The sequence below is a fragment of the Peptoniphilus sp. SGI.035 genome, assembly GCF_050315115.1.
GTDB lineage: Bacteria > Bacillota > Clostridia > Tissierellales > Peptoniphilaceae > Peptoniphilus_A.
Genome location: NZ_JBNPOJ010000006.1, coordinates 98,049 through 111,392, shown reverse-complemented (window position 1 = coordinate 111,392; position 13,344 = coordinate 98,049). Strand labels below are relative to the sequence as shown.

The window sequence follows — 13,344 nt, the reverse complement described above, 5'->3', positions numbered from 1 at the left end:
TTCTCAATTTTATTAAAATTTTTACATAATTAATTTTGAGCTTGTCTGTATCTAGCACTTTCTGCTTCTTGGGCAGTATAATATTAAAAATTTCATTTCATTTTTTAATTAAATAAAAAAATGAAACCTGCTTTTTTCTAACAAGTTTCATTAATTTAAAAATAATTTTTAAATACTTCTTCGATATATTGCTTGTCTATACCTTTTGCTAAATAAGTTAAATCATCATATTTAATTTTGTTTTTATCTTTTCTATAAATTGCTAAAATTCTTTCCCTGCTATTTGTATCAGATATTATATTAGATGCAATTGATGTATTAGGAACATATACGTTATTATTTCTATTAGTTATCCTATTCGTCTTAATTAAACCCAAATAACAAAAAGTATTTCCTATACATAAATCTGTAGACATAAAAACCCTTCTTTTATCATAAACTCCTATCATTTTAGCGCGATTATGAATGTTTACAATATCTGGCAATATTCTTAATTTTAATTGTGTGGTTCCATCTTTTCTATAATCCCAATCACTAATTTTTATCCTTGATTTTTCTAACATACGCATAAAGTTATTAGCATTTACTTTAGTTACTACTCCCGTTAAATGTAAAAAATTTGAATTTTGAAATTCAATTTCATTAACATTAGGTGCATTAATAGAACCACTAATTATTAACAAACTTTTATTTGAAAGATTTTTTCTAAACATATTTCCTGAATTAATAATTGTTTTTAAATCTTTTTCTTTTTTCTGCATTTAATATTCCCTTTGTAACGAACCGTTCCACTTGTGACAAAAACCACAAATAAAGTACTTTTGTTTACATTAATAATAAAGGGAAACTTTAAACTTTTCAGCCTAAGTTTCCCTTTATTGTTGATTTTTCCGTTGCCTGCCAACCGTAAGTCCTTCAGCATATCGCTTTCTCTTACATTAATTTCAGGTTTTTCCGTTGCCTGCCAACCGTAAGTCCTTCAGCATATCGCTTTCTCTTACATTAATTTCAGGTTACAAAGTCAACTTCTTTATACATAAAGTATACTTAATATTTTTTATAATGTCAAGAGTTACTTAATACAACTATGCCTTTTATTTCTTAACTGTCAAGACATATGTTACACTTTTGTACTTTGATACAATTTCTTCAAAAGCTTTCTGAGATTACAGAATTTTTTTAAGATTATATTCTCCTATTATTTCATTTGGCTCTTAAGTTTTAATACATATTTGCTGTGCTATTATATTGTGTTTCATTTTTTAATTATTTTAACTATTTTCGTTGGAAAATACTGCCCTTTCATAAATTATTTTTTCATCTTCTCTATGACTTCTATTTTTTTCTTTTGTATTTTCTCAATAGCAGGCTGTGTTTCCTTCGCTTTTACTCTTCGACTACAAAGATTTGAAAAGTATTTTGCGATAATAGCGCCTTATTTCTTAAATAGGTTTAATTTCTCCTATTTCATGGTATAATTTTGATAGGAGGTAATAATATGAAGATTAATACTAATTCTCTTGTTTCTATAACTGAAGCAAATCAAAATTTTTCTAAAGTTGCTCGTTTAGTTGATGAAAAAGGCTCTGCTATTATTTTAAAAAATAATAATCCTAAATATATTATTCTTGATTATAATCAGTTTGATTCTTTGAAACTTGCTGATGATGAAGATATTTCTATAATTTCTAAAAGACTTATAGAGAAAAACAAAAAAGCTTATGAGGAACTTGCAAAATGATCCGATTAAGCAAAGACCAAATTCTTTCACTTCATCAGTCTTTGATGGAACACTTCGGGGGAAAGTTGGGGATAAGAGATGCAAAACTTGTTGATGTTTCTGTAATCTCAAAAGATAAATTAAATAAAATGTTAATGGAAGATATTTTATAAGACATATGCAAGTCTATCACATATGTCTTATTTTAAATTATTACAAAAACACAATTTTTAAATATAAAGATTATAATAATTGAGTAAATTTTTTTGTAGATATTATTACTTAAATCAGATATTCGTAATATCCTATAAAATGAGTTATTGCTGCTCCTAACACGAATAAGTGCCAAATAACATGGCTATATTGTTTTTTTCTCTTGTAAAAAATTGTTCCCACTGTGTAAAGAACTCCTCCAGCAATTAAGAAGATTATAAATCCCTTGGGCAAGTTTAAAATTATAGGTTTTAATAAAAATATGGAAGTCCAACCCATGGCAATATATAAAATAACAGAGATTGTTTTTTGTTTATCATATTTTCCATAACTTAAAATTTTGTAAATTGTACCCGCAAGGGCAATGACCCAAATAAATACAAGAAAAAACACCATTTTTTTACCAGATAGCACTGTTAAAATAACGGGAGTAAAGGATGCCGCAATAAATAAAAATATAGCGGAGTGGTCAAAAATTCTAAGAATACATTTTGCCTTTTTATTCCAAACTCCATGGTATAGTGTACTTGTCAAAAATAGAAATATAAAAAATGCGCCATAGATTATAAAGCCGGGAGTGTATAAATTTCCGCTTTTAATGCAGGCTTTAATCATCATCACTAAAAATACTATTCCTATTCCAACTCCAATAAAATGGCTCATACTGTTTAAAAATTCTACAAAAGATTCCTTATTCTTCTTCATACATTCTCCTTAAATAACCCTTTACATAAAGACTTCCTGAAATTGAGCGAATGGCCTCTGTTAAATAGACAGATTCTTCTTTGTAGGAAATTTCTTCGCCCAAAAACACTCGCCTTATTTGATTTTCCATAATATTACAAAAGGAATCATAGGCCTCTTTAAATTCCTTCCCATCTAAATAGAGCTTAATTCCCTTTCCAACTTCCTCCATAGTGAAAACCTGCTTTACAAAACTAATAGCAGTCAATAGAGCGATATGCTCCCTTGAATACCTTTTTTTAACTGGCTTGGGCAAAAGGTTTTGTTTAACATAATTATTTATCATTGAAGGAGAAATATCCTTTTCAGATAAAAAGGGAGATACCTGAGAAAGCACAATGCTTAGCAATTGATCGTTATAAATTTCAAAATTGGGAAGTTCATCCCATCTCAGAAGTCTCCAGTTTTTCACTTTTTCAATAATTTCTTTGTCGGGATTTTCAACGAGTTTTAAATTATTTTTATTATCTTCCAAAAAAAAGTCATTTATTTTATCATTCATATTACCACCACATCTAGTTTATAAAACTAGTATATACCATTTTTGATTTTATTGCAAGAAAAAAGAACTTTAAGGTTTTTTAATTTTAGTTGAAAAGATAGTTATTCATTTGAAAAATTTTATAAGAAATATATCTAAAGCTTTATTGAGTGTTAAAAAAGTCTTTGAATAATGCTATGATTAATGTAAGATTATTTTTAATGGGGGATAGTGTGAAATTACTTATACTTGTTGATAATAAAAATGCTATTGCAAAGAATGGCGAACAAATTTTATTCGTGGACAATGATTTGCAAATGTTTAAAAAATATACTACAAATAATATTATAGTAATGGGAAGTAAAACTTTTTATGCTATTGGAAGGCAGCTTCCAAATAGAATTTCTGTAGTTTTTACGCATTTAAAGGTGGAAGATAAAGAAGATTTATTTTATGTTGACTCAATTAAAAAACTTGATGATATAATTAAAAAATATAGTGATAAAGAAGTTTTTGTAATTGGCGGTGCTGCAATCATTAAACTTTTATGGGATAGAATTGATGAGCTAATTGTTACAAGAGTTGATACTGTTGTTGAAGGGGCGGACAAATTTATCCCTGATTTTGACGGGTTTAAATTAGTTGGTAAAAGTGAAATAGAAGATCCAAATTATAAAGTTTATCACGAGATATGGAAAAGAGAAAAATGATAATTTTAAGAAATATAAAAGTTCCCTATGACAAAGATGAAAAATTTTTGAGAGGGAAAATTGAAAGTGAATTAAATAAGAGGGATTTTAACTACAAAATTTATAAAAAATCTTTGGATGCAAGGCGTGAAATAAATTTTGTGTATCAAGTGGTCGTGGAATTAGATTTAGCGGATATTGACAAAAAGATTGTAAAAAGGTTAAAAAATAATATTGAAGAGTTTCACGAGGACAAGCTTGAAGTCGAGAATATTAATAAAATTAAATCTGCAGTGATTGTTGGTACAGGTCCTGCGGGACTTTTTGCTGCCTATTTGCTTGCCAAAAAGGGCGTAAAGGTAACTCTAATCGAGAGGGGCAAGGAAGTTGATGAAAGGGTAAAGGACATCGACACTCTTCACGAAACTGGAAAGTTAGACGAAAATTCAAATGTGCAATTTGGAGAAGGCGGTGCAGGGACTTTTTCTGATGGAAAATTAACTTCACGTTCCAAGGACAAGAGAGTTTCTCATATTTTTGGAATTTTTGTAAAAAATGGCGCACCGGAAGATATTCTTTACGAGCAAAAGGCACATATTGGCACGGACATTTTACGCAATGTAATAAAAAATATGCGAAGGGACATTGAAGGGGAAGGTGCAATTTATAAATTTAGTGAAAAACTAATTGATTTTGATATTTGCAATGGAAAGATCAATAAAATAATAACTGACAAAGGAGAATACAGTGCCGATTGTTACATTTTGGCGATTGGAAATTCTGCTCGCGACACTTTCATTATGCTTGATAAATACAATTTAATTGAACAAAAGCCCTTTGCAGTTGGGTTTAGAATTGAGCATTTGAGAAAAAACATTGAGAAGGCACAGTATGGCATGATTTCAGAAAAGCTTCCTGCTGCGACTTATCAGTTAAATATTACAGACAAGGGAGAGGCACATTCAGTTTACACTTTTTGTATGTGTCCTGGTGGTTATGTTGTAAATTCCTCTTCAATAAAGTCGCAATTATGTGTTAATGGCATGAGCTATCACGACAGGGCGGGCGAGAATTCAAATTCAGCTGTAGTTGCTACTATTGACGAGAAAATATATGGCAAAGGAAATTTAGCTGGCATGAATTTTCAAAATGAAATAGAAAAAAAGGCTTATAAAATGGGCGATGGCTTGGCACCAGTTCAAAGAGTAAAGGACTTTATGGAGAATAGAGTAACAGAAAAACTTGGCGAAGTGTTGCCAACTTTTAAACCAGGCTATGTTTTTGCCGACTTAAATGAAATTTATCCAGAAAGTATTAATCACGCCATAAAAAATTCGCTAAAATTAATGGATAGACGAGTTCGTGGTTTTTGCAGCGATGATGCAATTCTTACGGGAGTGGAAACAAGGACGTCGTCGCCAATTAGAATTGTTAGAGAAAATTATAGGTCAGAAAAGTTGGAAAATTTATTTCCAATTGGAGAAGGTGCAGGTTATTCTGGTGGAATAATTTCTTCGGCATTGGATGGACTTAAATGCGCCATAGAAATTTTGGAAGGAGAGAAAAAATGTTAAATATAGTTTTTTATGAACCGGAAATTCCCTTTAACACAGGTGCTATTGCCAGGACTTGTGGACTTACTAAAACAAGGCTTCATCTCATTAAGCCTCTTGGGTTTTCCGTTGACGACAAACATTTAAAGAGGGCGGGACTTGATTATTGGCATTTAGTCGACATAAATTATTACGATTCCTACGACGAGCTTGTGGCAAAATATCCAGAGAGAAATTTTTATCTCGCAAGCACTAAGGCAAAGAAAAGATATACTGATGTGAAGTTTAAAGATGGAGATTTCATTGTCTTTGGACCTGAAACTCGTGGACTTCCTGAAGATTTAATTTTTTCTAATTACGACATGGCAATTAGAATTCCAATGTTAAAGGATTATGGCAGAAGTTTAAATCTTTCAAATTCTGCAAATATAATTTTATTTGAAGCTTTAAGACAACTTGACTTTTTAGATTTGGAATAATTTTTTAATGTATTTTGTGATAGAAGGGATTTGTTTTGAAAGAAGTAAAAATCTCCGTAAGAAATTTAATAGAGTTTGTCAAGAGAAGTGGCGACATTGACAGGAGATTTTTTTCCAATAAAAGAGCTGTCGAGGGCATAAGGGCACATCAAAAGGTGCAAAGGGAATACTCCAAGAATTTTTTGACGGAAGTTTTTTTGCGAACTCAAGAAGAAATTGAAGACATAATTTTTACAGTTGAAGGTCGTGCCGATGGCATTGAAGTAGCAAATGAAGTTACAGTGGATGAAATAAAATCTACAACTAGAGATTTGGAAGAACTGGAAAAAGAAGAAAATTTAATGCACTGGGCACAGGCAAAGTGTTACGCTTACATTTATGCCAAGGATAATGACCTTGACGACATAAATGTAATGCTAACCTATTATCAACTTGAGACAGAAGAAATTTTAAATATAAAAAAGACCTTTACCTTTTATGAACTTCGCGACTTTTTTATAGGAACTCTAATGGAATATCTTGAGTTTTCAAGAAGAATTGTAGAATGGAAGGATATTCGCAATAAATCCATAAAAAAATTAAAATTTCCTTTTAAAAAATTTAGAAAGGGACAGAGAGAACTTTCTGTTGCAGTTTACAACACAATTGACAGTGAAAATAAATTATTTGTAGAGGCACCAACGGGTATTGGAAAGTCAATTTCTACAATTTTCCCAACTATTAAGGCAATGGGAGAAGATAAAATCGACAAGGCATTTTATCTTGTGGCTAGGTCTACGGGAAAACAAGCCGCAAAGGATGCACTGGAAAGACTTTTAAATAGAAAATTAAAATTAAAAATCACCATGGTAACTGCAAAGGATAAAATTTGCTTAAATGATAAAGTTTCCTGCAATCCAAAGGACTGCATATATGCAAGAGGACATTTCGACAGAGTCAATGATGCAATAATTGATATTTTTGACTCCTGCGACAATTTCACTAGAGAAAATATTGAAAAATTTGCAAAACTTCACATTGTCTGCCCCTTTGAGTATCAACTTGACCTTTTGGATTTTTCTGATTTTATAGTTTGCGATTACAATTACATATTCGACCCAACAGTTTACCTCAAAAGATTTTTTGAAAATTCAATGCTAAGATTCACACTTCTCATTGACGAGAGCCACAATCTTCTCGATAGAGGAAGGGAAATGTATTCGGCAGAAGTTTTTATTGAGGACTTGGAGAAATTATTTGAAATTTTGCCAAAGAAGAGAAAAGCTGCGAGAAAACATCTTAGAAATGCTATTGATGAGTTTAAAAAATTAGATAATCGAAATTTTTACAGTTACGATTCCTTTATTTCTTTTAATGTAGAAGTGGAAAAAACGGTTTTTTCAATGAACGATTTTTTGACTAAAGACAAGGAAGCAAAGGACTATGAAAAGGCGCTAGACATTTACTTTTCACTTTTTAAGTACATCAAAATTTTGGAATACTACAATAAGGACTTTGTTTCAATAAAAAGTGAGGACTCTGTAAAGATAAAATCTCTTGATATTGCACCGATTTTCAAAAATATTTTGAAAGCGCCAAGGTCATCTGTATTTTTCTCTGCAACTTTAAATCCAATAAAATACTATGGCAAGCTCCTTGGTGCAGATGAAGAAACAAATTACTACAAAATAAAATCACCCTTTGATCCAAATAATTTAGTGGTGCTTAGGAACAATAAAATTTCCACGGTTTATAGAGATAGAGAAAATTCTATTGAGGAAATAATTGAAAATCTTAAAAATTTTTCTGAGTACAAGGGAAACTATATTTTCTTTTTTCCATCTTATTCCTATATGGAGAGAGTCTATGAAAGTTATATTGAAGGAGTCGATAATGATAATATTGTAAAACAAGATAGAGAAATGACAGAATTTGAACGTGAAGAATTTTTAAATAATTTTACATTTTCTTCTAGCACAATAGCTTTTGCAGTAATGGGAGGAGTTTTTTCTGAGGGAATAGATCTAATTGGCGATAGACTTCGAGGTGTTGCCATAATAACCGTAGGTTTACCTGGACTATCCTACGAAAGAAATATTTTAAAAAGTCACTTTCAAAAAAAGTACAATAAAGGTTACGAGTATGCCTATATTTATCCAGGCATGATAAAAGTTGTGCAATCGGCTGGAAGAGTAATAAGGACTGAAGATGATAAGGGTGAAGTTCTTTTAATTGACAAGAGATTTTCAATTGAGCCTTATAGTTTACTTTTGCCAAGTCAATGGAAAATTTATGATTTTAATGACCCAAGGGAAATAAATGACATTTTAAAAATTTTTAAAGGAGAAGAAAAGTACAAAAAATAGAGAAAATTTATCACAAATAGCTTTACAAAAAGGCTCTTATGTGGTAGTATTACTTAGTAAATTAGAAGGAGCCAAGGGCGGCTCTTTTTTTTAGCACTGGAGGTGTTTTTATGGCAGATAGAGTAGTACTTGAATGCACACAATGTAAAAACAGAAATTATGTGACATATAAGAATAAGAAGAATACTACTGAAAGATTGGAACTAAAGAAGTATTGTAAATTCTGTAGAGAACATACAGCACACAAAGAAACTAAGTAAGGAGGATTTATGGCTACTAAAACTACACCTAAGACTGAAGAAAAAAAAGGCGGTCTAGGTAGATACTTTAGAGGTGTGAAATCTGAATTCAAAAAAGTTGTATGGCCTACTAAGGATACTGTAATCAAATATTCTATAATAGTAATTATAGCCGTTATATTGTCTTCATTACTATTATTAGCATATGATAAAATCATAATGTTTTTATTTGGTTTTATTTATTGATTGGAGTGTTATAGTTGGATACACAAGAACTTAATAGTAATGAAACTTCAAAGTGGTATGTAATTCACACTTATTCAGGTTATGAAAAAAAAGTAAAGGCAAACATGGAAGCAATGGTTCACAATCGAGGCATGGAAGATGTCATATTCGACATTAAAATTCCTATGGAAGACTATGTTGAAAATAAAGATGGCGTTTCAAAGGCAAAGGAAAGAAAGATGTTTCCGTCCTATGTCCTTGTCAACATGATTATGAATGACGAAACATGGTATCTTGTTAGAAATACAAGGGGAGTTACTGGTTTCGTTGGACCAGCTTCAAAACCTGTGCCACTTTCTGATGAAGAAGTGTTACTACTTGGAGTTACAGATAGCAAAGAGTTATTCGACAACTACGAAGTTGGAGAAGTTGTAAAAGTTATTAATGGACCTTTCAAAGATTTGGTAGGAAAAATTGACGACTTTAATTACGACAAAGCTAAAGTTAAGGTATGTATCTCAATGTTTGGAAGAGATACAATCGTTGAATTGGATTTCAATCAAATTATTAAAGAGTAAGAAATGTGTGGGAGGGTAAACCCGCATTACCACAAGGAGGAAATAAAATGGCAAAAAAAGTCATAGCATTAGTAAAATTACAAATTCCTGCAGGAAAAGCTACACCAGCTCCACCAGTTGGTACTGCACTAGGACCACATGGTGTAAACATCATGCAGTTCACAAAGGAATTTAACGCAAAGACTCAAGATCAAGCAGGTATGATTATTCCTGTTGTTCTAACAGTTTATCAAGATCGTTCTTTCACTTTTATCACAAAGACTCCACCAGCTGCAGTTCTTATTAAGAAAGCTCTTAATATGGCTAAAGCAAGTGGTGAACCAAACAAGAAAAAAGTTGGAAAATTGACAAAAGCTCAAGTAGAAGAAATAGCAAAAACAAAGATGCCTGATCTTAACGCAGCAAGCGTAGAAGCTGCTATGGAAATGATCGCAGGTACAGCTAGAAGTATGGGTATAGAAGTAGAAAGATAAGTGGGAGGCTAAGCCGCAAGTACCACGAAGGAGGTAAATATGCCAAAAAGAGGTAAAAAATATCAAGATAGCGCAAAGCTAGTAGATAGATCAAATTTATATGATGTAAATGAAGCTCTTGACTTAGTTATAAAAACTGCTAAGGCAAACTTTGACGAAACAGTTGAACTTGCAGTAAGACTTGGTGTTGATCCAAGACATGCTGACCAACAAGTTAGAGGTACTGTTGTACTTCCTAATGGAACTGGTAAAGAAATTAGAGTACTTGTTCTTGCAAAGGGAGAAAAAATTAAAGAAGCTGAAGCAGCTGGAGCTGACTACGCAGGTGGAGAAGAATTAGTAGAAAAAATTCAAAACGAAAACTGGTTTGAATTTGACGTAATTATTGCAACTCCAGACATGATGGGCGTAGTTGGTAAAATCGGTAGAGTTCTTGGACCTAAGGGACTTATGCCAAACCCAAAATCAGGTACAGTTACATTTGATGTAGGACAAGCCGTAAAAGAAACTAAAGCAGGTAAAGTTGAATATAGAGTAGACAAAGCTGCAATTATTAATGTTCCAATTGGAAAAGTTTCTTTTGGAGTTGAAAAACTTGCTGAAAACTTTAGGACAATTTCAGATGCTATTATAAAAGCAAAACCAGCAGCTGCAAAAGGTCGTTATTTAAAATCAGTAACAGTTGCATCAACAATGGGTCCTGGAATTAAAATCAACGGATCAAAATTAATGGAAAAATAAAAACACCTTTGACAGGATTAATTAATCCTGTCATTTTTTTGGTTAAATATAAGATTAATTTCTGCTAATATTTAATTATAAATTAAAGTTCAAAATTATAAATTTATAAATAAGTGTAAATAGTTGGATTTAAGATATTTTTACATTTACAAAATAAATATTTAATGTTACTATCATGATAATAGATGTATTTTTTATTGCGGTGATGATATTTATAAAAAATTACTAAAATTGATAGAAGGTAAACATTGAAGAAGGCTATATTTATATTTACACTTGTTATATCTATATCAATATGTATATGATGGTGCAGAAATTGTTAGATAAGATTAAGAATAAATTAAAAAATGATATTTTTGTAAATAGATTGTACAATATCTTTATATTTTTATTTTTTGCTAACAGATTTTTAACCTATATTTTTCCAGAGCGGGATGTTTTAGTACTGATTGATATAGTTTTAGTATTTATTGTATTTACATTTGCTGCACATTTATCAAACAAAGATAAATTTGTTTACAAAGGAAAGAAACTAGTTATTGTATTATTTATAATTGATATTTTCTTGAATATACTAATTAAGAGATATTAATAAGTAAAAATTATTTAATGCAGTAAATTATGGTAAAAATTTTTTGAATTAAAATTTACTGACAAAAATTAATGGAAAAATAAAAACACCTAAGACCACAGACTTCTACATGAAATCTGTGGTTTTTTAATTAAATCAAAAAAAGCCTTGACAAAGCATATAAGACTATATATAATATTAATGTTATTAAGCCGCAGACAGTAGGTGGCATTGCCATAAGTCCTACCGAGGTTTGAAATTCGGATTTATTTGATTTTCACATCTCACGGCGGCGTGAGATTTTTTTATTTGGGGGTGACAAATTGAAAGAAGAAAAATTACAATCAAAACAAGCCCTTGTTGATGAAATTAAAGAAAAAATTCAAGGAGCACAATCAATTGTACTTGTAAATTATAGAGGATTAACAGTTGAAGAAGCAACTGAACTTAGAAGTAAATTCAGAGAAGCAAATGTTGATTATAAAGTTTACAAAAACACAATGATGAGACGTGCTTTTGAAGAATTAGGTGTAGAAGGTCTTGAAGAGTATTTAAAGGGACCAAGCGCTGTAGCTTTCGGAATGGAAGATCCAGCATCTGCAGCAAAAATTTCATCAGATTTTGCAGAAAGTCATGATGCATTAGAAATTAAAGCAGGTTATGTTGATGGAAAGGTATTATCATTACCTGAAATTGATGCCCTTGCTAAATTACCATCTAAGGAAGTTCTTGTTGCACAAGTGCTTGGCGGCTTGAATGCTCCAATCCAAGGATTTGCTAATGTATTGAATGGAACATTATCAGGATTTGCAAGAGTTATTGCTCAAATCGCTGATAAGAAAGAAAATGAAGCAGCATAATATATGCGAAGAAAATTAAAATAATAAAAATTACGGAGGAATAAAATGTCAGAAAAAGTAGAAAAATTAATTGAAGAAGTTAAAGAACTTACAGTATTAGAATTATCAGAAGTAGTTAAAGCTCTTGAAGAAGAATTCGGAGTTTCAGCAGCAGCACCAGCAGCAGTTGTAGCAGCACCAGTAGCAGGCGGAGCAGCACCAGCAGCAGAAGAAGAAAAAACAGAATTTGATGTAGTAATTACTGAAGCAGGACAAGAAAAAGTTAAAGTAATCAAAGTTGTTAAAGACGTTACTGGACTTGGACTTAAAGAAGCAAAAGCTGTAGTTGACGGAGCTCCTAAAGCTGTTAAAGAAGGCGTTTCAAAAGACGAAGCTGAAGAAATCAAAGCTAAACTTGAAGAAGTTGGAGCAACTGTAGAAGTTAAGTAATTTAATTTTAAACATAAAAACTGCCCTAGTGGCAGTTTTTTTAATGCAAAAATTAATTAAATTTTTATCGTCAAGTCGTTTCCCTAATATTTAATGAGGTATTAAAAGTTATGTGCTCAATTTGAGTATAATAATATTTGTATTTTATTTTATGAAATTATTCTCTTAGGGATTTTAAAAGGGCTATTTCTCTTTTATGACCTTCTACATCTGTTGGAGTTTCGAGATAGAAGGGAAGATCTCTTAATTTTTCGTGATTTATTATTCTTTTTATTGCTTCAAGTCCAATTTTTCCTTCGCCAATTTTTTCGTGTCTATCTTTGTGAGCAAATCTTTCGTTTTTGCTGTCGTTTAGATGTATTGCATAGAGCTTGTCTAGTCCAATTATTTTATCAAATTCATCAAGGACATCATCTAAATTATTTACTATGTCGTAACCTGCTTCGTGAATGTGACAAGTGTCCATACAAACTCCAACTTTTTCTTTTAGATGCACTCCTTCGATTATTTTTGCAATTTCTTCAAATTTCGAGCCAACTTCTGTGCCCTTTCCAGCCATGGTTTCTAGTAAAACTATGGTTTCTTGGTCTTCTCTCAGTACAGAGTTAAGCTGTGCAGAAATTATTTCTATTGCTTTTTCAATTCCCATTCCAGTGTGTGATCCAGGATGAAAATTGTAATAAGTGTTTTTAAAATATTTTAGTCTTTCTAAATCTTCTGCTAAAACTAAGTTTGCAAATTCTCTTACAGATTCCTTAGATGAACACGGATTTACTGTGTAAGGGGCATGGGCAAGCAAGGAACCAAAATTATTTTCTTTTGCAATAGTCATCAATTTATTTATGTCCTTTTCGTCTAATTTTTTCATCTTGGAACCTCTGGGGTTTCGTGAAAAAAATTGAAAAGTGTTGGCAGAAATTGAAAGTGCAACTTCACCCATATTTGCATAAACCTTTGATGAGGAAAGATGGGGACCTATTTTAAACATATTACCTCCATTAAAT

Annotated in this window: 17 protein-coding genes and 1 other annotated feature; of the genes, 13 read left to right on the top strand and 4 right to left on the bottom strand. The window is 31.2% G+C overall.

The window, feature by feature from the left end; genetic code table 11:
- Window positions 1-155 precede the first annotated feature (155 nt).
- Window positions 156-761, bottom strand: coding sequence for a PBECR4 domain-containing protein (locus tag ACQRC6_RS04820; protein ID WP_427847982.1), 606 nt, complete (start codon window positions 759-761; stop codon window positions 156-158).
- A gap of 737 nt (window positions 762-1,498) precedes the next feature.
- On the opposite strand from ACQRC6_RS04820, the gene ACQRC6_RS04815 reads away from it, so the two are divergent.
- Both ACQRC6_RS04815 and ACQRC6_RS04810 read left to right on the top strand, forming a co-directional pair.
- Window positions 1,499-1,741 carry a type II toxin-antitoxin system Phd/YefM family antitoxin gene (locus tag ACQRC6_RS04815; RefSeq protein ID WP_427847981.1) on the top strand — a complete coding sequence of 81 codons (243 nt, stop codon included), beginning with the start codon at window positions 1,499-1,501 and terminating at the stop codon, window positions 1,739-1,741.
- Window positions 1,738-1,893, top strand: a complete 156-nt coding sequence (locus ACQRC6_RS04810; RefSeq protein ID WP_427847980.1) for a hypothetical protein — start codon at window positions 1,738-1,740, stop codon at window positions 1,891-1,893. Before ACQRC6_RS04815 ends, ACQRC6_RS04810 begins: the two co-directional genes overlap by 4 nt.
- 109 nt (window positions 1,894-2,002) lie before the next feature.
- On the opposite strand, the gene trhA is transcribed toward ACQRC6_RS04810, so the two are convergent.
- Window positions 2,003-2,638: a PAQR family membrane homeostasis protein TrhA gene (trhA, locus tag ACQRC6_RS04805; protein ID WP_427847979.1), complete on the bottom strand. Its 636-nt coding sequence runs from the start codon at window positions 2,636-2,638 to the stop codon at window positions 2,003-2,005.
- Window positions 2,625-3,179, bottom strand: coding sequence for a DUF1836 domain-containing protein (locus ACQRC6_RS04800; RefSeq protein WP_427847978.1), 555 nt, complete (start codon window positions 3,177-3,179; stop codon window positions 2,625-2,627). Before ACQRC6_RS04800 ends, trhA begins: the two co-directional genes overlap by 14 nt.
- Before the next feature lie 212 nt (window positions 3,180-3,391).
- On the opposite strand from ACQRC6_RS04800, the gene ACQRC6_RS04795 reads away from it, so the two are divergent.
- The 11 genes from ACQRC6_RS04795 to rplL all read left to right on the top strand — a co-directional run bounded on the left by ACQRC6_RS04795 (window position 3,392) and on the right by rplL (window position 12,340).
- Entirely contained in the window at window positions 3,392-3,868 is a 477-nt protein-coding gene (locus ACQRC6_RS04795; protein ID WP_427847977.1) for a dihydrofolate reductase, read from the top strand.
- Window positions 3,865-5,421, top strand: a complete 1,557-nt coding sequence (locus tag ACQRC6_RS04790; RefSeq protein ID WP_427847983.1) for an NAD(P)/FAD-dependent oxidoreductase — start codon at window positions 3,865-3,867, stop codon at window positions 5,419-5,421. Before ACQRC6_RS04795 ends, ACQRC6_RS04790 begins: the two co-directional genes overlap by 4 nt.
- Window positions 5,415-5,879, top strand: a complete 465-nt coding sequence (locus ACQRC6_RS04785; RefSeq protein ID WP_427847976.1) for a tRNA (cytidine(34)-2'-O)-methyltransferase — start codon at window positions 5,415-5,417, stop codon at window positions 5,877-5,879. Before ACQRC6_RS04790 ends, ACQRC6_RS04785 begins: the two co-directional genes overlap by 7 nt.
- A gap of 35 nt (window positions 5,880-5,914) precedes the next feature.
- Window positions 5,915-8,224, top strand: coding sequence for an ATP-dependent DNA helicase (locus ACQRC6_RS04780; RefSeq protein ID WP_427847975.1), 2,310 nt, complete (start codon window positions 5,915-5,917; stop codon window positions 8,222-8,224).
- Window positions 8,225-8,334: 110 nt separating this feature from the next.
- Window positions 8,335-8,484, top strand: coding sequence for a 50S ribosomal protein L33 (gene rpmG, locus ACQRC6_RS04775; protein ID WP_293559809.1), 150 nt, complete (start codon window positions 8,335-8,337; stop codon window positions 8,482-8,484).
- A 9-nt stretch (window positions 8,485-8,493) separates the two neighbouring features.
- Window positions 8,494-8,709 (top strand): preprotein translocase subunit SecE, encoded by a 216-nt coding sequence (secE, locus tag ACQRC6_RS04770; protein ID WP_075659350.1) that lies wholly within the window; start codon window positions 8,494-8,496, stop codon window positions 8,707-8,709.
- Between the two features lie 14 nt (window positions 8,710-8,723).
- Window positions 8,724-9,266: a transcription termination/antitermination protein NusG gene (nusG, locus tag ACQRC6_RS04765; RefSeq protein WP_427847974.1), complete on the top strand. Its 543-nt coding sequence runs from the start codon at window positions 8,724-8,726 to the stop codon at window positions 9,264-9,266.
- Window positions 9,267-9,313: 47 nt separating this feature from the next.
- On the top strand, window positions 9,314-9,739 hold the full coding sequence (rplK, locus tag ACQRC6_RS04760; protein ID WP_019125658.1) for a 50S ribosomal protein L11: 426 nt from the start codon (window positions 9,314-9,316) through the stop codon (window positions 9,737-9,739).
- Window positions 9,740-9,778: 39 nt separating this feature from the next.
- Window positions 9,779-10,480, top strand: a complete 702-nt coding sequence (gene rplA, locus ACQRC6_RS04755; protein ID WP_293559817.1) for a 50S ribosomal protein L1 — start codon at window positions 9,779-9,781, stop codon at window positions 10,478-10,480.
- A gap of 765 nt (window positions 10,481-11,245) precedes the next feature.
- Window positions 11,246-11,367, top strand: a sequence feature (ribosomal protein L10 leader region).
- A 7-nt stretch (window positions 11,368-11,374) separates the two neighbouring features.
- Window positions 11,375-11,911, top strand: a complete 537-nt coding sequence (gene rplJ / locus ACQRC6_RS04750; RefSeq protein ID WP_427847973.1) for a 50S ribosomal protein L10 — start codon at window positions 11,375-11,377, stop codon at window positions 11,909-11,911.
- 45 nt (window positions 11,912-11,956) lie between these two features.
- The gene (gene rplL, locus ACQRC6_RS04745) at window positions 11,957-12,340 is read left to right on the top strand and encodes a 50S ribosomal protein L7/L12 (protein ID WP_293557782.1); all 384 of its coding nucleotides are present in this window, start codon (window positions 11,957-11,959) and stop codon (window positions 12,338-12,340) included.
- A 157-nt stretch (window positions 12,341-12,497) separates the two neighbouring features.
- On the opposite strand, the gene ACQRC6_RS04740 is transcribed toward rplL, so the two are convergent.
- Window positions 12,498-13,328 (bottom strand): deoxyribonuclease IV, encoded by an 831-nt coding sequence (locus tag ACQRC6_RS04740; protein WP_427847972.1) that lies wholly within the window; start codon window positions 13,326-13,328, stop codon window positions 12,498-12,500.
- Window positions 13,329-13,344: the final 16 nt, after the last annotated feature.